Source organism: Bosea vaviloviae, assembly GCF_001741865.1.
Taxonomy (GTDB): Bacteria; Pseudomonadota; Alphaproteobacteria; order Rhizobiales; family Beijerinckiaceae; genus Allobosea; species Allobosea vaviloviae.
On record NZ_CP017147.1, the window covers coordinates 339,761 to 360,563 of the forward strand.

Genomic DNA, 20,803 nt, shown 5'->3' on the forward strand with positions numbered 1-20,803 from the left:
GAACCCTCTCCCGCAGGGAGAGGGCAGGGTGAGGGGTCGGCCGTTTGACGTTTTGGCCGCGACCTGACCGCTGCTCCCTCGTCATTGCGAGCGCAGCGAAGCAATCCAGGAGGGCTCGCTCTACGTCTTCTGGATTGCTTCGCTGCGCTCGCAATGACGGAAAGGTCGTCACGCAACTGGTCGAACGGCCTACACCTCACCCCCGCCCCTCACCAATCGATCGCCTTCTCCCCCTTCGCCTCCAGCCACGCATTCGTACGCGAAAACGGCTTTGACCCGAAAAACCCGCGCCGCGCCGAGAGCGGCGAGGGATGCGCGCTCGCCAGCACCAGATGGCGCGCCTCATCGATCAATCCGCGCTTGGCCTGGGCGGGGTTGCCCCAGAGCAGGAAGACGACATGGGGCCGGCGGGCCGAGACGCTGGCGATGACCGCGTCGGTGACGGCGCCCCAGCCGAGCGCCAGATGCGAGCCCGCCTTGCTGGCCCCCTCGCGCACGGTAAGCGCGGTGTTGAGCAAGAGCACGCCTTGCCGCGCCCACGCCGTCAGATCGCCGCTCGCAGGCCCCGCCGCGCCGAGATCGTCCTGCAATTCACGATGGATATTGACCAGCGAGCGCGGCAAAGGCGGCGGACCGACATAGGAGAAGGCAAGCCCATTGGCATCGCCCGGCGTCGGATAGGGATCCTGGCCCAGGATGACGATGCGGACCTCAGTGAAAGGCGTCGTCGCCAACGCTGCAAGGACCCGCCCCGGTGCGGGCGCGACGACATGGCCGGCCGCAACCTCCGCATCGGCCCGGACGCAAGCTCGCGCCGCCGCCCCGTCGCGGAACACGACGAGATCGCGCCACCCTTCGGAAGCCGGCGTCGCCAGGAACGCGGCGAGCGCCGCCTCATAGCTGCTCACTTGAGAATTGCCCTGCCCTCGACCTTGGCGTCGACCGTGCCGAGCCGGCGCAGATAGACCATCACCTCATTGGCCATCAGCTTGCCGTCGGTCAGGCCGATCAGCGTCCTGCCGCGCGCCAGCGAGGTGTAACCGTCGCCGCCCGCAAGCATGAAGTTGTTGGAGGCGACGGTGTAGTTCGCCGCCTCGTCGATCGGCTTGCCCTCGACAGTGATCGAAACGACGCGCTGGCCGACCGGGCGCTTGATATCGGCCTCGAAGGTCAGCCCGGAGACCTGCGGAAAGCGGCCCGAGCCCTGCGGGGCCGGGCCCAGGCCATTCTCGATCGCGTCCTTCACATCCTTGCCGGTGATCTGGACCATGATCGTGGCGTTGCCGAAGGGCAGTTCGCTCAGCACATCGCGCCGCGTCAGCTTGTAGCCGGCCGCATATTGCTTGTTGGCGCGGATGCCGCCGGCATTGGTGATGGCGAGCTGCGCGCCGGTCGAGGCGCGGATGGCGTCGGAGATCAGATTGCCGATCGCCGTCTCCTGCGTGCGGATGACGCCGGTGCGGGAATCGAGCGGGGCGGCGAGGGTCGCGATCTCGATGTCGAGCTCCTTCGAGAGCTCGGTCTCGTAACCTTTCACGATCGCGGCGACCTCGGGGTCGGGCGTGGCGGCGCGGCTGTCGTTGACCCGGAAGGTCGGCGACCAGGAAACCTGGCGGGCCGCGCCCTCGCCGGTGATGCTCACCGCGATGTCGATCGCGGTGACGTAATTGCCCTCTTCATTCGACTCCACCATCACGACCTTGCCGTCATAGGCGATGGCAAGGTCATGGTCGTGGCCGGTCAGTACGATGTCGACGACGCGCGAGCGGACGATTTCGAGATCGGTGCGGCGCTCGGCATGAACGACGGCGACGAGGATGTCGGCGCCCTGCGCCTTCAAGGTCCGCGCCTCGCGCTGGAGCGCCTCCATGGTCGAGGAGAATTTCAGATCGCCGGGGTTGGAGAGCTGCGGCGTCGGATCATAAGTCGTGCCGATGACGCCGACCTTGACGCCGCCGAGCTCGAAGATCTGCGAATCCCTGTGGCCGGGCAAGACATTGCCGCTCGCGTCGCGCAGATTGGCGGCGAAGGTCGGATAGGTCTGGGCGGCGACGAGCTTGAGGTAGTTCTCCTTGCCGAAATCGAATTCGTGATTGCCCGGCACGAAGACGTCGAGCCCCATCTTGTTCTGCATCGCCACGATATGGGCGCCCTGGTCGAAGCCCGACATCAGCGAGGGCGAGTAGCAGTCGCCGGCATGGCAGAACAGCACCGGCACGCCCTTGGCCCGCTCGGCCCGGGCGATGCCGGCAGCCCGCGCGAAACCGCCTTTGCCCTTGTCGTCACTCATCTTGTAGATGTCGTTGACCAGAAGCAGCGTGAAGGCGGGAGCCGGCACCTGCGCCATGGTGCCGGTCGCGGCGAGCGCCGCCGGGGCGGCGATGACGCCGAGCGCCTTGCGGCGAGTCAGTGCGGACATGGTGGGAGCCTCTGCTTGAGAACCGGCGCAAACTAGCAAAGCCCGGGCCGCATTGACCAGTGCCGGCGCAGGCCCGTTCGCTAGAGCAGGGCGCGAAAAAGTGGGAACCGGTTTTTCGCATTGGTCCTGCTCTAACTCTTTGATAAGAGACGGATTCAGATTTCAGATCGGATCCGATCTGGAATCATCCGGCTCTAGTGTCGCACCCCCCTGCCTGGCGCGCTTCGCGACTGGACGAAAACCGGAACTCGTCTAAATCACGGGCAAAGGAAAGTCTGCGCCATGACAGCCGAGACCAGTCCAGCCGCCGCGATGCCGGTCGTCAGCCTGCCCTCCGATCACCCCAAGATCGCGGCCGGCCGCATCGGCGTCCTGCTGATGAATCTCGGCACGCCGGAAGGCACGAGCTACCGGCCGATGCGGGCCTATCTCAAGGAGTTCCTCTCCGACCGGCGGGTGATCGAGGAACCGCGCTGGAAATGGTGGCCGATCCTCAATCTGATCATCCTGACCACGCGGCCGGGCCGCAAGGGCAAGGACTACGCCTCGATCTGGAACAATGAGCGCAATGAGGGGCCACTCAAGACGATCACGCGCTCGCAGACCGAACAAGTCGCCAAGCGCCTGAAGCCCATGGCCGGCGAGCGCGTCATCTTCGATTGGGCGATGCGCTACGGCTTTCCCGATGTGAAGAGCAGGATCAAGGCGCTGCAGGATCAGGGCTGCGACCGTATCCTGCTGGTGCCGCTCTACCCGCAATATGCCGCGCCGACCTCGGCTACGGCCTGCGACCAGGCCTTTCGGGCCTTGATGGAGATGCGCTGGCAACCGGCGGTACGCGTTGCCCCGCCCTATCATGACGACCCGACCTATATCAAAGCGCTGGCCGCCTCGATGCGCAGTTCGCTGGCGAAGCTCGATTTCGATCCCGAGATCATCCTCTGCTCCTTCCATGGCATGCCCAAGGAATATCTGCTCAAGGGCGACCCCTATTACTGCCAATGCGTCAAGACCTGGCGCCTGCTGCGCGAGGAGCTCGGGCTGCCGGCAGAGCGCTTCAGGCTGACCTTCCAGTCGCGCTTCGGGCCCGATGAATGGCTGCAGCCTTATACCGACGAGACAGTCAAAGCGCTGGCACAGGCGGGCACCACATCGCTCGCCATCGTCGCGCCAGGCTTCTCGGCCGATTGCCTGGAGACGCTCGAGGAGCTCGATGTCGAGAACCGCGAGATCTTCATGCACAATGGCGGCAAGCGCTTCGCCTATCTGCCTTGCCTGAACGACTCCGCTGAAAGCATCGACGTGCTCGAGGCCCTGGTCCGGCGCGAATTGATGGGTTGGCTCTGAGCGTCAGGCCGCCGGTCAAGCCGTCACGAAGCCCGTCACCGCCTCCACCACCGGTTTCGCCTGCAGGATGCGGCGATGCCCGAGCCCGCTCATCGGCACGAGCCTGGCGAAGGGCCCCGCCGTCGCCAGCGCTTCCGCATGATGGAAGCCGAGCTCCTTGTCGTCGCGGCAATGCACGATCAGCGCCGGCAAGCCGACCGAAGCCAGTTGGCCCGCCCCTTCGAAAGCCGTGACCGGCGCGCCGGCGACGATATGGATACGCCGCTCCAGCGCCGCCTGCCCACGCGCGCCAAGGCCGATCGTCGCGCCGAAGCGCCGCGTCACCAGCGTCATCGATGAGGGGGCGGCGATCATCGCCAGGCGCTTCGCCTCGACCACCGGCTGGCCGGGAACGGTTCCGGCCAGAGCCGCCAGCGCGATCGCACCGCCAAAGGAATGCGTGACGATGGCATGCACCGGGGCGAAGGCGCGCGCGACCGCGGCCAGACTCGCAACCCCGAGCGGAATGTTGAGCTCGCTGCCTGTCGAGGCGCCATGGGCCGGCAGATCATAGGCCACGACGCGAAAACCCGCCGCCAGCAGAGGAGCGACGAAAGCGGTCATGAAGACGGCGGCGCCCGTCCAGCCATGAACCAGGATCACGGTCGGGCGTTGCTCCACCGGATCGGCGCCAGGCGGATCGAAGACATAGGCCGCCACCGAGCCGCATGGGAACGGTATCGAGACCGCTTCGCTCGCTTGCAGCCGCGTGGTCGCGGGTTTGACCGCCCCCTTGCGATTGGCATTTCCCTGTGGGCGACGCGGCGGGGTACAAAAGGCTTTGAATGCGAGGCGGCCACTGGTCTTGGGAGCAAGGAAGCTCGAGACCCGGATCAACGGCCGCAACAGACGGAGTGCAATGTCAGCCATGGCTCATATCCATATTAGTTCAGCGCTGAACTATTATGTTCACCCATGAACAAAAAGCAAGAGGCTGCCGAGACAAGCTTCGTCGAGACCCAGACCCTGCCCTGGGATCTGCCGCGCTTTCGCAACTGGATCGCGGTGGCGCGCATCCACGCGCTCTGGAAGAAGGTCTTCAGCGAAGCGCTTGGCCCGCTCGGCATTCAGGTCGCCCATTATGACGTGCTTGCCAACATCTTCCACACGCCAGGGCTGACGCAGCAGGCGCTTGCCGAAAAGCTCCTCGTCGGCCGCAGCGCCATGAGCATGCTACTGCCCGAGCTGGAGCGGCGCGAACTCGTCGAGCGGCGCGGCGACGAAACCGACCGCCGCGTCCGCAGGCTCTGGCTGACGCCGACGGGCGAGGCCCTGACGCGCAAGGCCATGGCGATCCATGTCGCACGCATCGAGGCGATGATGACGGTGCTCAGCGATGCCGAATGCGACGCGGTTGGCGAGATGATGCGCCGTGTCGCCAAGGCGCTGGAATCCTGAAGCGCTCCATTCCAGTTGGCGGCGCCAAGGCGGCGGCTCAGGAGCGTCTCGCCTTGAGGTAGAAACCGCTCGGTCATACCGAGCGAAGCCCCCGGTTCCGGCCTTCGGCCGGCCCAGGCACACGCTCCGCGCAGACCCGGGATGACCAACCTTTTACTTCGACCTGAATGCGCCCTGCTCCGGCCAATGAAAAAGGCCGCTCTCGCGAGCGGCCTTCTGTGATTCATCCCTGATGGGAGCTGTTACTTCGGCGCGAAGACGCCGAGGCTGCTCGCCGTGATGTCGAAGGAGAGTGAGCCGACCACGGTCGGGTTGCACCATTTCGAGCCGTAGGCCCCACCGGCATTGCCGCGCGTGATGCCGCTCGGATCGGAGGTCAGCGTGAAGCACTTGGACTTCGACAGGTTGGTATCGTGATAGCGGATATCCGCCGTCAGGTTCTTCCAGGTGTAGGAAAGGCCGACATTCCAGTAATTATAGTCGGGCAGGCGGATCGCGACGGGGAAGGCGATGTTGGTGTTGGTCGTGCCAAGCCAGTAGCGGCCGAACTCACCCGAGACCGAGAGGCCTTCGAGGAAGGGCAGGTTGTACTTGGCGGTGCCGGAGGCGTAGGTGCCACTCGCGCCGGTGCCGAGCCAGTTCCAGGCATAGAAGACGTTGGCGCCGATCGTGACCTTGTCCTCCCAGTTATAGGAGACCTTGCCGGCGATTTCCATGAAATCGGTGTTCTTCGGCGTCCAGATCGTGCCGAGATTGTCGATATAGCGGCTCTCATCCGGGTAGTAATACTGGATTACACCCAGATCGAAGGTGACCGGGCCGAATTTCGGGCGGATACCGGCGGTGAAATCGATTTCCGCCGGCGGGTTGGTGACGAGATCGACGCTCGAGGCCCAGACGCCGACATAGAACAGATTGTCGTAAATCTGCAGTTCCGCGCCGCCCTGGATGGCGGGCTTGCGATCCGACTGGGAGATACCGCGGAAATTATAGTCGCTCGTCGCCTTGATGGTGACGGCGATATCGAACCAAGTGATCGCCGGAGGCACCGGGGCAGCCGGGGCGCCCTTCTTGCTCGGAAGATCCGACGCATGCGCGGCACCCGACAGCATCGCCAGAGAGAACGCTGCACCCGCCACGGAAGACCGGAAGAAATCGAAAGCCATCATCAGCTCCGTCAAATGTCGAAATGCACGCGCAACGTGCCGCGCTTTCGCCATTATGAAGCCAATGGATCGCCTGATTCAGCAAGCCGAGCTTTTCGGCAGCTTGCCCATGAAGCGGGCAATATCTCGGTCAGAGTCACGTTTTGATGCATTCAAAACGTGCTTCGCCGACAAAGCGGAATGCTGTGATATTTCCGTCACGCATACCGGGCGCAAGCGCCCGGCTGCAACCCATCAGCGTGTCACGGGCTGACTGGAATAGGCCGCGTCCGACTGATCCAGCCGCGAGGTGCGCAGGCCCGTGGCGCGCCGAGGCGGCAGGGGGGCCCGGATATTGGTCGGCGAATCCGGCACGACCGACGCCACCGGCGTGGTTTCCCGCGCCTGTTCCGGCTGCTGCTGCGAGCCGCCGATCAACGGAACGAAGCTGAGAGCCCGCTGATAGAAGGGCACGGCGGCAGGCGCGGCGGGGGTCGCGGCAAGGGCAGACGGCGCATCGATCGCCACAGGTGCGGCTGCAGCACCTGCAGTGGCCTTGGCGACCTGCGTTGCGGCAGCCGATGCCGGCTTACCAGTCACGGCTCTTGGCTGCGCCTCGACCTTGGCCACGCTCGGCTTGGCGATGCTGGCAGTCTCGGCCGGATTCACGTCGGGCGCAGCAGCGACCGCGGCGAGCACGGCGTCATTATCGGCCGACGCCGCCCGAACCTCGGCTTTCGGCTTGCCCAGATTGTCGAGCACGAGCACGCGCGGACCGCCGCTGATGGCGTCGGGTCGGCTGACCCCGACATCGCGCGAGGCCCAGCTCGCCGTGCGGTTCAGCGAATCGGAGCCGCCGGCCACGAGTGTGCGCTTGAAGGAGGAGTGCGAGTCGCCATCGTCATAGATCAGCTTGATCGCAGGCGTGCCCTTGGCGACGAGCGCAGCGACCTGAACCTCGTCCTGCTGGCGCTTCTGCTGCACGGCCTGGACGACGGAGGAATCCGAGCCGTTGCTGAAGACATAACGGCCGCCCGCCACCGAGACCGGCGGCTCGTCCTTCGTCACCTCGAAATAGTCGGTGCCTTCCTTCAGGTTCTTCCAGAAGGCGATGTTGGAATCGAGCCGGTGCTTGGCCAGATTCTCCGGCGTCATGCGGAAGGGCAGCGCCTGCATCTGCACCGCCTTCTGGCCGGCATTCTGGGCCTCGCGGACAAGCGCGTAGATCTCGCCGATCTGATCGTCGGTCATCGAATAGCAGCCGGCCGAGGAGCAGGCGCCATGCACCATCAGATGCGCGCCGGTGCGGCCATAGGAGCGGTCATAGGCGTTGGGGTAGCCCATGTTGAAGGAGACATAATAGGCCGAGTTCGGGTTCATCTGCGCCGGCGTGATGGCGTAGAAGCCTTCCGGCGCCATGCGGTCGCCTTCACGGACCTTCGGGCCGAGCTGGCCGGACCAGCGGCACATCGGGAAGGTCTTGAGCAGCGCATATTGCCCGTCGGCCTTGCGCTTCCAGATCTCGAGCTCCGACTCCTTCTTGTAGGAGCGGATCAGGATCGGCTGATCCTTGCTCATGCCCTTCTCAGACATGAGCGTATAGGTCGCCGACGGAATCGGGATATTGTGCCTGGCGGAGCCGCGATAGCGGTCCTCCTCGCAAGCGCCCAGCGACAATGCAACGAAAGCCACGAGCGCGAAGTGCTTGAATGCCACGTCGTCAATCCCATCGAACGGCCGGCGGAAGCACGACCACTGACTATGCAACACGGCCAAATTGTGCCGGCTGCCCAGTTGTAGAAGCGTTAGCCTTGAGGGTTCCTTACCACAGGCTGCTCCGTCATAGCCATATGGTCAACGCCTTCCTAACGGCGGCGGCAGCCGACACACCGCAAAAAAGCTTCACCCAACGTCAGATCGCCCGCCCGATGGCGAGGAATTTTTCCGCCCTGCGGCTGACGATGTCGTCGGCGCCCACGCCTGAGAAATCCGACAGCGCCGAGGCGATTGCATCGCCCGCCCGCACCATCGCCATCTGAGGATCGCGATGCGCGCCGCCCGCCGGCTCGCTGATGATGCGATCGATGACGCCGAATTTCAGCAGGTCCTGCGCGGTGATCTTCATGCCGGTCGCAGCGTCCTGCGCGCGCTTGGTATCGCGCCAGAGGATCGAGGCCGCACCTTCCGGCGAGATTACCGAATAGATCGCATGCTCCAGCATCAGCACGCGGCTGGCGGCGGCGATCGCAATCGCGCCGCCCGAACCGCCCTCGCCGATCACCAGCGCCACGCTCGGCGTGCGCAATCCCAGGCAAGCTTCGGTCGAGCGCGCGATCGCCTCGGCCTGGCCGCGCTCCTCCGCCTCGATGCCGGGATAGGCGCCGGCCGTGTCGATGAAGCTCAGGACCGGCAGCCCGAAGCGGCCGGCCATCTCCATCAGGCGCACCGCCTTGCGATAGCCCTCGGGCTTGGGCATGCCGAAATTGTGCCGGATACGGGTCTCGGTCGAATCGCCCTTCTCCTGCCCGACAATGCAGACGGCTTCGCCGCGAAAGCGGCCGAAACCGCCCATGATCGCCTCATCCTCGCCGAAAGCCCGGTCGCCCGCGAGCGGCGTGAACTCGCTGAACAGCGCCGCGCAGTAATCCTTGAAGTGCGGGCGCTGCGGATGGCGCGCGACCAGCGTCTTCTGCCAGGGCGTCAGCGCGGCATAGATCTCCTTCAACGCCTGATTGGCCTTGGCGTCGAGCTTGCCGATCTCCTCGGAGAGCGCATAGCCTTCGCCCTTCGCCTCAAGGGCGCGCAATTCATCCGCCTTCGCCTCGAGTTCGGCGACCGGTTTCTCGAAATCCAAATAGCTTCGCATCGTGATCCAGTTCAGGTTCCGCGTCGGCAGGTCCGCGCGTAGCGCATGGGCGGAACCGGGTTCGCGAAAAGCGGCGGACCTTGGCCGCGCGTCACGGCCGTTGTCAACCCGCTGCGCCGTCTCCAGGCGGGTTTGCCGCGCGCTGGGTCGGGGTCGGTCGCGGCAGCAGGATCGGCCGGAAGGCAAAGCTGCGCCGCGTCGCGCGCAAGGGCACGCGGCGATAGAACTGCTTGGTCGCATCGATGACATGGACACCGGCGAAGGGCAGGGACAACCCTGCGCCGGCCCGCTCCCAGGCGGGTGCCGAACGCATCAGCAGATGCCGCTTCAGCGGCGGAACGTAGAGCGCCTCGGCCCAGTTCTCGGGCGAGAATTCGGCGGCGCGCATCAGCGCCTGGAGCTGCGAGCGGCTGAACGGGCGGCCATGGCCGAAGGGCGTGCCGTCCATCCGCGCCCAGAGTCCGCGGCGATTGGGCACGACGACGATCATCCGTCCGCCCGGCGAGAGCACGCGTCCAACCTCTTCCAGCAGATCGTCGGGGCTCTCGGTCTCCTCCAGCGCATGCACCAGCACCACCCTGTCGACCGAGGCCGTGGGCAAGGGCAGCAAGGTCGGCTCGACCAGCGCGGAGGCCGACATGCCTTCGGAGGGCCAGTTCACCACACCTTGCGCCGCCGGCATGAAGGCAAGCACCCGTTCGGCGCCAAGGCCGAGCACGGAGAGATAAGGTGTGGAGAAACCGAGCCCCAGCACGCGCTGCCGCGAGCAGTCGGGCCAGAAGCGCAGCATCGCCCGGCCAATGAACCGCCGCGCGACATGGCCGAGCGGGCTGGCGTAGAAGGCGCGAAGATCGACGACGTCGAGTGGCATGAGCCTGAGATGGAACGGCGGCGCAGCCAAAGCAAGGGCTGCAAGTGAACGCTGCAACGGAAGGCTGCAACTGAAGGCCGCAAGTGAAGGCTCGGCTGAACGGCCCCTTCCCCCGCCTGCTCTGGGGAGGCTTGAACCTGGCGCCTCAACTCGAGTGGCTTGCAAGCGCCTGCGGCTAGCAAGCCACTCGACTTGATAGAAGCCGGGCCATGGCGCATTCAGGGCGGCACCCTGTCCTGCCCGCCCGTGCCGGAGCCTCGCATGTCCCTCGATCTCCATATCTTCCGCACCCTCAGCGACAATGCCGGCGCGTTGATCTTCGACCCAGTGACGAAGGCCTGCGCGGCTGTCGACGTGCCTGATGCCGCTCCCGTCCTCGCCGCCGCCAAGGCCAAGGGCTGGACGATCAGCGACATCTTCGTCACCCACGCCCATCACGACCACACGCAGGGCGTGGCCGAGTTGAAGGAGGCGACCGGAGCTTTCGTCTGCGGGCCGGCCGACGCCGCCGATTCCGCCCCGCTCGACCGCATCCTGGGCGAGGGCGACCGCGTCGAGCTCGGCAATGACAGCTTCGAGATCTGGCACACGCCGGGCCATTCCAACGGCCACCTGACCTTCGCCAGCATCGGGGCCAAGCTGGCGCTCGTCGGCGATGTCGTCTTCGTCATGGGCTGCGGGCGGGTCCAGCCCGGCCAGATGGGGGCGATGTGGACCTCGCTCGATCGCATCATGGCACTGCCCGACGATGTCCGCCTGATCACCGGCCATGACTACACGCTGTCCAATGCCCGTTTCGCCATCGCGATGGACCCGGCCAACGCAGCGCTCAAGGCCCGTTACGCCGAGGCCGAAGCCGCCAAGGCGGAAGGCCGCTTCTGGGCGCTGACCACGATCGGCGAGGAGAAGGCGACCAACCCCTTCTTCCGCGCCGGAGAGGCTGCGCTTGCAGCGGCAGTCGGCAAGGCCGGCGGCGCCCCCGGCGAGGTTTTTGCGGCGCTGCGCGAAGCCAAGAACGCATTCTGAGGACAGTCGGCATGAACTCCTCGCTCGACGGCGATTCCTCAATCGACGGCCTCGGCGCGGCCGAGGTCATCCGCCTGCTCGACCTCAAGCCCCATCCGGAAGGCGGCCATTACCGCGAGACCTTCCGCGACGAGGCCGGCCCGGAAGGGCGCGGCTTCTCGACCGCGATCTACTACCTGCTCGACACCGGCGAGACCTCGGAATGGCACCGGGTCGATGCCGCCGAGATCTGGCATCATTATGCCGGCGCGCCGCTGGTGATCAGCATCTCGCCCAATGGCCATGACGCCTCGGCGCATCATCTCGGTCCCGATCTGAGAGCCGGGCAGCGGCCGCAATTCGTGGTGCCGGCGGGCACCTGGCAGAGCGCCACCTCGCTGGGCGCCTGGACGCTGGTCGGCTGCACGGTCGCGCCTGGCTTCGCCTTTTCCGGTTTCGAGATGGCGCCGCCGGACTGGCGTCCGACGCCGCGCAAGCCCTGGGGAGCCTGATGATATCCGACGATGCCGACGACCTCGCGCTGGCGCTCGAATGCGAGCGGCGCATCGTCAATGCCTGGCCTGCGCCCGCGACCCTGCTGATCGACGATTGGGTCGTGCGCTTCGCCAATGGCTATTCCGGCCGGGCCAACGCCGCCACGCCGCTGAAGCCCGGCGCGGAGCTCGACGAGGCGACGCTGGCGATGATCGAGGGGCTCTACCGGGCCGACGGATTGCCACCTTCCGTGCGCCTGACACCACTAATCGGTGAGGCGACGCGCGCCGAAGTGATCGCGCGCGGCTATCGCCTCAAGGACGCGTCCTTCGGCATGATCGCGAAACTCGACGGCATCACGCCCGAGATCGACCCCGAGCTCCAGATCGAGGCGCGCCCGAGCGCCGACTGGATCGCCGGCGTCGCCGCGCGCCAGGCCGGCGTGAAGACCCATGCCGGCAACCTCGCCGCCATCGTCGAGAAGATCAGGATGCCGGCTGCCTTCGCGACCTTGCTGATCGCGGGCGAGCCCGTCGCCTACGGCATGGGCGTCGCCGAGCGCGGCATGGCCGAGATCGGCACGATCGTGGTCGACGCCAACCATCGCGGCCATGGTTTGGGTCGGCGCATCGTCTCCGGATTGATGTCCTGGGCGCGCCTCATGGACTGCGGCAGCGCCTATCTCCAGGTGGACCAGACCAACGAGGTCGCGATCAGCCTCTACGACCGTCTCGGCTTCCGCCGGCTCTACGCTTACGAGACGCGCATCCTGGATTGACCTGCCAGCTAGATTGACTTGCCAGCTGGATTGACCTGCCAGGAGGCCGTCGCTCAGCGGGTCAGCAGCGCGGTGCCGTAAAGCCCGATCGCGAAGACGATGTGGCCGACGATGTTGAGCGCCCGGATTGTCCAGGCATTGGGCTTCTTGGAAGCAGCGACGCCGGCTCCCATGCCCGGCTGCAGGATGAACCAGCCGCAGCCGACAGTGACGAGACCAACGATCAACGCGGGTCCGAAAGTCGGGCTGCGCGACCAGCCGAGCCCCCAAAGCGCCAGGAGAACGGCGGCGAAGAGAATGCCGACGGCGTAATGGAACACCCAGCCGATCGCGAGTTCGTTTGCGACAGGTTGCGCCCGCCCGATGTCCTCATGCGCGAACTGTCCGCGCAGCAGATGCGCGAACCAGCGTCCCGGCATCGCCCAGTTCGGCGCGGGCCAGCCGGCCACGCGTTGCAGCACTTGCGCCCAGATATCGAGCAGCAAGGTGGCGCCAGCGCCGATCACAATCGCGCGGATCAGGAATTCCATCGTCGTCGCCCCCCAGAGCTAGATGGTCGGCGCTGCGGGGATCGTTCCCACCGCGTCTTTCGGCCACCTCGTCGCCATGGAGCGGATATCGGCGCGGCCGGTCAAGCGCCCTGCGCTCATGCGGGACATGCAAGGACGGCTCCGATCGCGCCTCCCCGGGGAACCCTGCGAGCCGCCCCGGGTTGCCTGACTGAACCACAGGACAAGGGATATTCGCATGGGCGCCGCCACGGCCGACACGACGAGCAATCACGGAACCCATGGCTCGGCGGAACTGCCCTCCGTCCATCTGACCAGCTACAACCTCGAAATCCGCGATCAGGACGGCTTCGTCGGCGACAAGGCAAGCCGCGGCGCCTTCGTCGAGCACCTCGATGCGCTGCGCCGGCATTTGCGCAAGACCGGCGACGATCCGCTCGCCGGCGACACCGCCGCGATCAGCAAGAAGGACCTGGATGAGCTGCTGCTCAAGGGCGAACCGCATGAGGCCGCGCTCGTGCTGAGTGCGATCGAAAGCTTTGCCCAGTCGCTCGCCTTCGTCATCCGCCGCTTCATCAAGCTCAAATCCTGGGCGCCCGTCGAGCGCATCGCCATCGGCGGCGGCTTTCGCGAAAGCCGGATCGGCGAGCTCGCCATCGGCCGCGCCGGCATCATCCTCCACACCGAGGGACGCGAGATCGACCTCAGGCCGATCCGCCATCACCCCGATGAGGCCGGACTTGTCGGCAGCGCCCATCTCGCACCGTCATGGATCTTCGAGGCCTATGACAGCCTCGTCGCGGTCGATATCGGCGGCTCGAACATCCGCGCCGGCATCGTCGAGCTGCGCCAGGACAAGGCGCCGGATCTGAGCAAGGCCCGCGTCTGGGAATCGGAGCTCTGGCGCCATATCGACGAGGAACCCAGCCGTGACGCAGCGATCAAGCGCCTCGGCGAGATGCTGAACGGCCAGATCCGGCAGGCCCGCAAGGCTGGACTGCGCGTCGCGCCCTTCATCGGCCTCGGCTGTCCCGGCCTGATCGAGCCCAACGGGTCGATCGACCGCGGTGCGCAGAACCTGCCGGGCAATTGGGAGAGCAGCCGCTTCAACCTCGTCGACAGCATCCGCGAGATGGTGCCCGAGATCGGCGAGCATGAAACGCAGATCGTGATGCACAACGACGCCGTCATCCAGGGCTTGAGCGAAATGCCGGGGATGCAGGATGTCGAACACTGGGCCGTGCTGACGATCGGCACCGGGCTCGGCAATGCGAGCTACCGGAACCGGACCAAGCCGAAACGGAAGGACAAGACCTGACATGTCCGACAAGGCCTGACATGTCCGAGAGGTGCGTGGAGCGCGGGGTCGGGCTAAGCTCGTGTCGTGACGTGGTGTCGCGCCTCTCCGGGCGCAGCGGGCGCAATGAGGTTTGCGATGCGATGGTCGCTGGTAATGGCCGCAATGCTGGGCAGCGTCGTTCTCGCCGTGCCGGCGATGTCCCAGCAGGTGCTGCGCAGGGAACCGCCAGCCGGCCAGCTCAAGGCCGGCGAGGTGATTTTGGTCGATGACGGACGCTGCCCGCAGGGACAGGTCCGCGAGGTGACCGGGGCGAGACAGCAGAAGACCCGCGACTCTCTGGCTTCGGCGACCTCTGGCTCATCTCGCTCGCGCCGCTGCGTCCAGCGACCGCGCTGAGGACAGGGTCCGTCCTGGAGCAGGATGCGAAAAAGTGGGAACCGGTTTTTCGCGTTGATCCTGCTCTAACTCTTTGATGAGCGCGTTTTCGAGCGAAGTGGATACCGGTTCCCCCGCGACAAACGCGAAGCGTTTGCGCGGAGAAAACGCTTTAAAACAAATGGCTGGAGCAATTGAACGATCCAAATTGATCGGAAATTGCTCTAGAACCCGGCTTCGCGGCGGTGGCAGCGCTGCAGAAACCAGGCGAAACGCGTTTTGGCTCAACCAAATGCCGAAACGCGCCGGACTTCCCGCTTCGACGCCATCTTCATGTCCTGTTTGTCGTCAATGACGTCCGCGAGCCATCGGCCCGCCGGTCGCAGGCATCACGGCCATGTGACGCTTTCTTCGCCAACAGCCCCATCTGCGCAACAAGGTCCTCCCATTGCCGGCCGTCACGCATTTCTCCTCACTGCCTTGCCTTGAAGACGCTCGCAAGGCGAGGGTTGGCCCAACAGCGAATCAGTCTCAGCGAGGCCCGACCGGAATGCCTGCGCAGGCGGGGCAAGCCCCCTCTCCCACCCGAAACCATGGCCGCGCCGTGCCTGCCGGGCGCAGGCTCACGGCCTTGCTGGCGGCTGCGCTGTTTGCCCTCCTGTTCGGCTCGTTTCAGGCGCTTGCCCAAACGCCCGACGCCAATCCCGGCCGGGCAAAACTCGATGCCGCGCGCCTCGAGCTGAACCAGATCGAGACGACGCTGGCGGCCCCGAGCCCGAGCGACGCCGACCTGCAGCGCCAGAGGCTGCGCTTGCAACCGCTCCTGGAGCAATTGCGCGGGATAGTCGAGGAGCAGGGCCCTCGCGTCGACCAGGCCAAATTGCGGCTCGACCAGCTCGGCGCCAAGCCCGACGCCAGCGCGCCGCCTGAAAGCGCCGAAGTCGCGCGCGAACGCGACGCCCGCACCAAGGCCTTCGCCGATGCCGACGAGACGATGAAGATCGCCCGCGCGGCGCAGCTCCAGGCCGAGCAGCTCCAGACCGGCATCAGCGACAAGCGCCGCGATCTCTTCGCCAAGGCGCTCTTCGCGCCGGGCCCGTCGATCCTCAGCCCGGAACTCTGGAGCAATGCGCTGACCACCTTGCCGGAGGATCTGCGCGCCTCCGGCTATATCTTCGGCGGCTGGCTGTCGGTCTTCGGCGATGCCTTGTCAGGCGCGCGCGGTCTGTTTGTCGCGGTCTCCTTCATCGGCGCGATCCTGCTCTACGTCGCCCGCGCCCGCTACCTGCCGCGCTTCAAGGCGCATGTCGGCACGACGGAGGCCCCCGGCAGCCTGCATTGTCTTTATGTCGCGCTCACCCATCTCGTCGCCGGCGCCGCCCCTCCCGCTTTGGCGAGCTGGCTGATCTATTCCGCGCTCAACACCACCGGATTGCTGCCACCGCGCATCCAGCCCGTGGTCTGGGCCGTGGTGATAGGGCTCGCCAGCTTCGCCTTCATCCAGGCACTGGCCGACTCTCTCTTCGCACCCGGCACGCCGCAGCGCCGCCTCGTCAGCGTGATGGATTCGACCGCGCGCACCGTCGTCTGGATCGCAAGCTCGCTCGCACTGGTGATGGCGATCGGCAAGGTGATGGAAGCCTGGCTGCAGGCGATCGCGGCCGGGCTCGCGGTCTCGATCCTGATCAAGGGCACCCTCGCCATCATCTTCGCGCTGACCCTGATCGCGGGCCTGTATCGATTGCGCGATGACGACGAGGTCGAGGAAGAGGCTTGCCTGGGCCCCTATGTGCCCGTCGATGGCGCCAGCCTCGGCCCTGTGCGGATCCTGGGCTGGGTCGTCGGCCTCGTCATCGTGCTGGCGGCGCTCAGCGGCTATGTCGTCTTCGCGACCTTCCTGACCGAGCAGGTGCTCTGGATCGGCGTCCTCGCCTGCCTGTTCATGCTGATTTATCAGTTCCTCGAACTCGGTATCGCCCGGACCCTGACCGGCAAGGGCCGCTTCGCCCTGACGCTGAAAGCCGGCATCGGCATTCGCGAGGCGACGCTGCAGAAGATCGCGGTGGTCGGCACCGGTCTTCTCAAGCTGATCGTGATCATCATCACGATCATGCTGGCGCTGGCGCCCTGGGGGCTGGAATCGGCCGATTTCTTCTCCTCGCTGCGCGCCGCCTTCTTCGGCTTCCAGGTCGGCGGCGTCACTGTCTCGCTGTCCTCGATCATCATCGCCGCCTTCCTCTTTGCGCTCGGCCTGATGGCGACGCGCTCGATGCAGGGCTGGCTCGACGGCAAATTCCTGCCGACCACGAAGCTCGACACCGGACTGCGCAATTCGATCACCACCGCCGCCGGCTATCTCGGCTACGCGGCGGCGGTGGCGCTCGCCTTCTCGTCGCTGGGCCTCAGTCTCGAACGACTGACCTTGGTTGCCAGCGCGCTCTCGGTCGGTATCGGTTTCGGCCTGCAATCGGTGGTGTCGAATTTCGTCTCCGGCCTGATCCTGCTGTGGGAGCGGCCGATCCGCGTCGGCGATCAGGTGGTCGTCGGCGACGCGGAAGGTATCGTCAAAAAGATCAATGTGCGCTCGACCGAGATCGCGACCTTCGACCGCTCATCGGTGATCGTGCCCAATTCGAACCTGATCTCGGGCGTCGTCCGCAACCGGGTCCGCAACGACCGGACCGGGCGCGTGCTGATCTCGATTTCGGTGCCGCGCAGCTATGATCCCGCCGAGGTCCGCACCATGCTGTCGGAGGCCGCCACCGCCCATGGCGATGTGCTGCAGAAACCGCCGCCGAACGTGCTGTTCAAGAAGCTCGGCACCACGACGATGGATTTCGACCTGATCTGCGTCGTCGCCGAGGTCGATATCGTCGGCCGTGTGACCAGCGACCTCAACTACGTCATCCACAAGCGCCTGGCCGAGATGGAGGTCGCTCCGCCTGTCCCCGAACTCGCGGTCAAGGGACTGGAAGGCATCGAGCAATCGCTCGCCGGCATCGCCAAGGCGGTCGGGCGCGAGATCGAGGCGCGCAAGCCGGCCAAACCCGTCGCGCCGATCCGTCGCGCGCGACAACACAAGATCGAAGACGAATCCACGGAGGAGGCGCCTCCGGAGCCGCAGCCCTCGCCCGAACCGGTCAGGGATTTCGCGAAAGACGACAGCAAGGAATGATGCGATGTTTTGTTTCCCACGCGGCGAGCGGAAAGCTCTTGCCGTGACCTGCCCTGCCTTGCTCGCCGGCGCGCTCGCTATCCTGAACCTCGCCGGCTGTACGGAAGCCCCCCGCACCGGTCAGCCGGCCTTCTACCGCGATCTCGGCTCGGCCTCGGCCCGCGTCGATGCTGGCGAGGCGCGCGCCATGATCTCGGCCTATCGGATGAATGCCGGGCTGAACGCGCTGACGCTCGACCCGGCCCTCAACGCCGCGGCCCAGGAAGAGGCGAGCGCCATGGCGGCGGCCGACAAGCCGGCCCAGGCGGAAGCCGTGAAGGCGCGCCTCGCCCGTGCCGGACAGCAGGGGGCGGAAGCCAATCTCTCGGCCGGCTATCGCCGGTTGGCAGAAGCCTTCTCCGGCTGGCGCGATTCGCCCCAGCACGACCGCGTCATGAAGACGCCGGGCGCGACCCGCATGGGCTTGGCGACGGCCTATGCGCCGGGCTCGAAATATCAGGTCTACTGGGCGCTGATCCTCGCGCCTTGAGCGAGACGCAGCGCACCTCGAGCAGGATACGAAAAAGTGGGAACCGGTTTTTCGTATCCGGCTCTCATCATTCGATCGCGAAATCGAAGATCGTCTTCGGAAAGGGCTCGCTCGCCAGGGTGAAGTGCCACCATTCGCGGCTATAGCCGCGAAACCCCTCGGCCTTCATCGCGTCTCGCAGGATCGTTCTGTACCTGAGCGCGTCTGGGCCGACCGACGGATCACGGCCGGCGCTTTTTGCCGAAAAGCAGTCGAAGCTCGTGCCAAGATCGAGGCTCGTTTCCTGCGGGCGCTGCTGGAGGGGACCATCGCAACGCCCGCCAGTTGCGGGCGTCGGCAAGCCGGGCTCGTTGCGGCGGATAAGACCGACATCGACGGTCGATCCGCGCGAATGGCTCGACACCGAGGCGATGAAGCCGCGCGCGACCAGCATGTCCTTGGCAATATCGGGATGGAAGCCCCGTCCGAAATCGCTCGCCTTCCCATCCTGCGCCCAGGCCAGAAAGGCCCGGACCGCCCGCGCCGGTCGGTAGCAATCGAACAGTTTCAGTGCATAGCCGGACGTGCCCAGCCGCGCCTCCACGCGGATCAGGGCCTGCCCCGCCGCCTGCGTCAGCACGCAATCGGCACGGCCATAGCCGGCGACAGCTGCGCCGGTGAAATTGAAGGCGGATGCGTAGCGGATGTCCTGGCGTATCGCGACAGCGATCTCGCGCAGGCGGATGAAGCCGTCCGGCAGCGCCTCGCCGGCCTTGGCTGGCGCGGGCATGGTCAGGAGCAGACAGCAGATCCAACCAAGCCGCCAGGACAGGTTCATCGCCCCATCATGGCCCGCGCGCCAACTGCGCGCGAGCCCCTTTCGCGGAAGCCGACGGGGGCGGCCTTTAAGGCTTCGCCCCGAACGGCAAGGGCGGCGCCTCGGCCTTCAGCACGATGCCGACGCGGCGGTTGAAGGCGAGGTAAGGGTTGTCCTTGATCAGTGGGTCGGTGTCGCCCTTGCCGGTGACCGAGGCGAAGCGCTCATTGGGCACGCCGGCATTGGCCAGGATCTCGCGCACCGCCGCCGCGCGGCCGACCGACAAGGTCCATGGATCGCCCTCCGGCGACTGGCCCGGACGCGGCGTCGCCGTATGCCCGGTCAGCGTGATCTTGTTGGGCATGCGCCTCAGCGAAGGCGCCACCGCCGCGAGCACCTTGCGCATGCGTTCATTGGGCTGGCTCGAGCCCTCCGCGAACATGGCGCGGCCGTCCTGATCAACGAGCTGGATGTCGATGCCCGATTCCGAGACCTCGACCAGGATGTTGCGCGAAACTTCCGCGATCTCCGGCATCTCGCGCAGGGCTTGGCGCAGCGAGGCAGCGGCGAGCGCGAAACCGCGATCATGCGTCGCCGCGATCAGCCCGTCTTCCTTCTGGTTGTTGTGGTTGGGCGCGGTCGTGTCGGAGGCGTCCTCCAGCGGCCGGATATAGGCGTTCTTGATATGGGTCTTGGTCGGGATGCCGTCGACCTCGACGATGCCGGCCAGCCGCATGTCCTTCTGTGTGCCGAAGGCCTCGCGCATCGAGCCCGCGACGATCTGCATCTTGTTCTTGTCCTGGCTCGAATAGGCCGCGACCATGACGAAGAACGCCATCAGCAGCGCCATCAGATCGGCGAAGGTCACGAACCAGCCGTGACCGCCATGAGCTCCGCGCTTCTTCTTCGCCACCGCTCAGGTCCCGTTCATGCCGCTTCCGCCATCTCCGCCCGATGATGGTCGGGCAGATAGGCAAGCAGCATTTCGCGCACCAGCGTTGCGCTCTTGGCGTCGCGCATCTGGAGCACGCCGTCGATGATCAGCGTGCGCGAGATCTCCTCCTCCTCGAGCTTGATATGCAGCTTGTCGGCAATCGGCAGGGTGATCATGTTGGCGACCAGCGCGCCGTAGAGCGTGGCGAGCAAGGCTGTCGCCATGGCCGGGCCAAGCTTGGACGGATCGCTCATATTGGCGAACATCGAGACCATGCCGATGATGGTGCCGACCATGCCCCAGGCCGGGGCGCAGTCGCCGATAGCGCGATAGACCTTCGAGCCTTCATCGAGCCGCTGCAGGAAGTTGTCGCGGTCGCGCTCCATCGTGTCGCGGATGAAATCCTTGTCATAGCCGTCGGCGATATAGCGCAGCCCCTGCGCCAGGAACGTGTCGGAAACCTCGACGCTTTCCAGAGCCACCGGCCCGCTCTTGCGGGCGATCTCGGCAACGCGGGTGATCTCCTCGATCAGCTCGCGCGGATTGACCGAACGCAGGGTGAAGGCGAAGCGCAGGCCCATCGGCAGGCCATGCGCGATCACCGAGAACGGGAACCGCACCATGGTGGCGGCGGTGGCGCCGCCGAAGATGATGATGATCGCGTGCTTGTCGTAATAAGCGGCGAAATTGCCGCCATCGATGATGATCAGCGAGCAGATCGTGGCGATACCGGCGAGAATGCCGACGCCAGTTGCGATATCCATGGAAACCACCTCGATCCGGCCGATGCGCGCCGCCCGAAGCGGCCCCGCTTCTGCAGCG

General features: G+C 65.9%; 20 protein-coding genes. 9 read left to right on the forward strand and 11 right to left on the reverse strand.

Going from position 1 to position 20,803, the window contains the following annotated elements:
• Positions 1 to 209: 209 nt before the first annotated feature.
• Together ung and BHK69_RS01600 are read right to left on the reverse strand one after the other, a co-directional pair.
• The gene (ung, locus tag BHK69_RS01595; protein ID WP_069688589.1) at positions 210 to 908 is read right to left on the reverse strand and encodes a uracil-DNA glycosylase; all 699 of its coding nucleotides are present in this window, start codon (positions 906 to 908) and stop codon (positions 210 to 212) included.
• Positions 905 to 2,419 (reverse strand): bifunctional metallophosphatase/5'-nucleotidase, encoded by a 1,515-nt coding sequence (locus BHK69_RS01600; protein WP_069688590.1) that lies wholly within the window; start codon positions 2,417 to 2,419, stop codon positions 905 to 907. The genes ung and BHK69_RS01600 overlap by 4 nt, the downstream gene beginning before the upstream one ends.
• A 282-nt stretch (positions 2,420 to 2,701) precedes the next feature.
• Between BHK69_RS01600 and hemH the strand changes: the two genes are divergently transcribed.
• Positions 2,702 to 3,766: a ferrochelatase gene (hemH, locus tag BHK69_RS01605; RefSeq protein ID WP_069688591.1), complete on the forward strand. Its 1,065-nt coding sequence runs from the start codon at positions 2,702 to 2,704 to the stop codon at positions 3,764 to 3,766.
• A gap of 15 nt (positions 3,767 to 3,781) precedes the next feature.
• On the opposite strand, the gene BHK69_RS01610 is transcribed toward hemH, so the two are convergent.
• Positions 3,782 to 4,675: an alpha/beta fold hydrolase gene (locus BHK69_RS01610; RefSeq protein ID WP_069688592.1), complete on the reverse strand. Its 894-nt coding sequence runs from the start codon at positions 4,673 to 4,675 to the stop codon at positions 3,782 to 3,784.
• A gap of 45 nt (positions 4,676 to 4,720) precedes the next feature.
• Between BHK69_RS01610 and BHK69_RS01615 the strand changes: the two genes are divergently transcribed.
• Positions 4,721 to 5,203, forward strand: a complete 483-nt coding sequence (locus BHK69_RS01615; RefSeq protein ID WP_069688593.1) for a MarR family winged helix-turn-helix transcriptional regulator — start codon at positions 4,721 to 4,723, stop codon at positions 5,201 to 5,203.
• Positions 5,204 to 5,445: 242 nt separating this feature from the next.
• Here BHK69_RS01615 and BHK69_RS01620 read toward each other — a convergent pair whose 3' ends face one another.
• The 4 genes from BHK69_RS01620 to BHK69_RS01635 form a co-directional block, all read right to left on the reverse strand.
• Entirely contained in the window at positions 5,446 to 6,369 is a 924-nt protein-coding gene (locus BHK69_RS01620) for a TorF family putative porin (protein WP_158516142.1), read from the reverse strand.
• 234 nt (positions 6,370 to 6,603) lie between these two features.
• On the reverse strand, positions 6,604 to 8,064 hold the full coding sequence (locus tag BHK69_RS01625) for a L,D-transpeptidase family protein (protein ID WP_069688594.1): 1,461 nt from the start codon (positions 8,062 to 8,064) through the stop codon (positions 6,604 to 6,606).
• A gap of 196 nt (positions 8,065 to 8,260) precedes the next feature.
• Complete coding sequence (locus BHK69_RS01630) at positions 8,261 to 9,214, reverse strand: acetyl-CoA carboxylase carboxyltransferase subunit alpha (RefSeq protein ID WP_069688595.1); 954 nt, start codon at positions 9,212 to 9,214, stop codon at positions 8,261 to 8,263.
• A 103-nt stretch (positions 9,215 to 9,317) separates the two neighbouring features.
• Positions 9,318 to 10,085 (reverse strand): class I SAM-dependent methyltransferase, encoded by a 768-nt coding sequence (locus tag BHK69_RS01635; protein WP_069693276.1) that lies wholly within the window; start codon positions 10,083 to 10,085, stop codon positions 9,318 to 9,320.
• A gap of 261 nt (positions 10,086 to 10,346) precedes the next feature.
• On the opposite strand from BHK69_RS01635, the gene gloB reads away from it, so the two are divergent.
• The 3 genes from gloB to BHK69_RS01650 are packed head-to-tail and all read left to right on the forward strand — an operon-like array spanning position 10,347 to position 12,363.
• Positions 10,347 to 11,111: a hydroxyacylglutathione hydrolase gene (gene gloB, locus BHK69_RS01640; protein WP_069688596.1), complete on the forward strand. Its 765-nt coding sequence runs from the start codon at positions 10,347 to 10,349 to the stop codon at positions 11,109 to 11,111.
• 11 nt (positions 11,112 to 11,122) lie between these two features.
• Complete coding sequence (locus BHK69_RS01645) at positions 11,123 to 11,602, forward strand: cupin domain-containing protein (protein WP_069688597.1); 480 nt, start codon at positions 11,123 to 11,125, stop codon at positions 11,600 to 11,602.
• The gene (locus BHK69_RS01650; protein WP_069688598.1) at positions 11,602 to 12,363 is read left to right on the forward strand and encodes a GNAT family N-acetyltransferase; all 762 of its coding nucleotides are present in this window, start codon (positions 11,602 to 11,604) and stop codon (positions 12,361 to 12,363) included. Before BHK69_RS01645 ends, BHK69_RS01650 begins: the two co-directional genes overlap by 1 nt.
• 53 nt (positions 12,364 to 12,416) lie before the next feature.
• Here the strand turns inward: BHK69_RS01650 and BHK69_RS01655 are convergent, their stop codons facing one another.
• Positions 12,417 to 12,893, reverse strand: a complete 477-nt coding sequence (locus BHK69_RS01655; RefSeq protein ID WP_069688599.1) for a DUF2938 domain-containing protein — start codon at positions 12,891 to 12,893, stop codon at positions 12,417 to 12,419.
• 217 nt (positions 12,894 to 13,110) lie between these two features.
• On the opposite strand from BHK69_RS01655, the gene BHK69_RS01660 reads away from it, so the two are divergent.
• The 4 genes from BHK69_RS01660 (at position 13,111) to BHK69_RS01675 (ending at position 18,251) form a co-directional block, all read left to right on the forward strand.
• A complete protein-coding gene (locus BHK69_RS01660) occupies positions 13,111 to 14,190 on the forward strand; it encodes an ROK family protein (protein ID WP_069688600.1) in 1,080 nt (359 codons plus the stop codon).
• 117 nt (positions 14,191 to 14,307) lie between these two features.
• The gene (locus BHK69_RS01665) at positions 14,308 to 14,568 is read left to right on the forward strand and encodes a DUF6719 family protein (protein ID WP_244548369.1); all 261 of its coding nucleotides are present in this window, start codon (positions 14,308 to 14,310) and stop codon (positions 14,566 to 14,568) included.
• Positions 14,569 to 15,097: 529 nt separating this feature from the next.
• Positions 15,098 to 17,722 (forward strand): DUF3772 domain-containing protein, encoded by a 2,625-nt coding sequence (locus BHK69_RS01670; RefSeq protein WP_083269055.1) that lies wholly within the window; start codon positions 15,098 to 15,100, stop codon positions 17,720 to 17,722.
• Positions 17,723 to 17,726: 4 nt separating this feature from the next.
• Positions 17,727 to 18,251, forward strand: a complete 525-nt coding sequence (locus BHK69_RS01675; protein WP_069688603.1) for a CAP domain-containing protein — start codon at positions 17,727 to 17,729, stop codon at positions 18,249 to 18,251.
• Between the two features lie 67 nt (positions 18,252 to 18,318).
• Here the strand turns inward: BHK69_RS01675 and BHK69_RS01680 are convergent, their stop codons facing one another.
• The 3 genes from BHK69_RS01680 to BHK69_RS01690 all read right to left on the reverse strand — a co-directional run bounded on the left by BHK69_RS01680 (position 18,319) and on the right by BHK69_RS01690 (position 20,745).
• Positions 18,319 to 19,068, reverse strand: a complete 750-nt coding sequence (locus BHK69_RS01680) for a M15 family metallopeptidase (RefSeq protein WP_069688604.1) — start codon at positions 19,066 to 19,068, stop codon at positions 18,319 to 18,321.
• A 67-nt stretch (positions 19,069 to 19,135) separates the two neighbouring features.
• Positions 19,136 to 19,960, reverse strand: a complete 825-nt coding sequence (locus tag BHK69_RS01685) for an OmpA/MotB family protein (protein WP_069688605.1) — start codon at positions 19,958 to 19,960, stop codon at positions 19,136 to 19,138.
• Positions 19,961 to 19,974: 14 nt separating this feature from the next.
• The gene (locus BHK69_RS01690; RefSeq protein WP_069688606.1) at positions 19,975 to 20,745 is read right to left on the reverse strand and encodes a motility protein A; all 771 of its coding nucleotides are present in this window, start codon (positions 20,743 to 20,745) and stop codon (positions 19,975 to 19,977) included.
• Between the last annotated feature and the right edge of the window lie 58 nt (positions 20,746 to 20,803).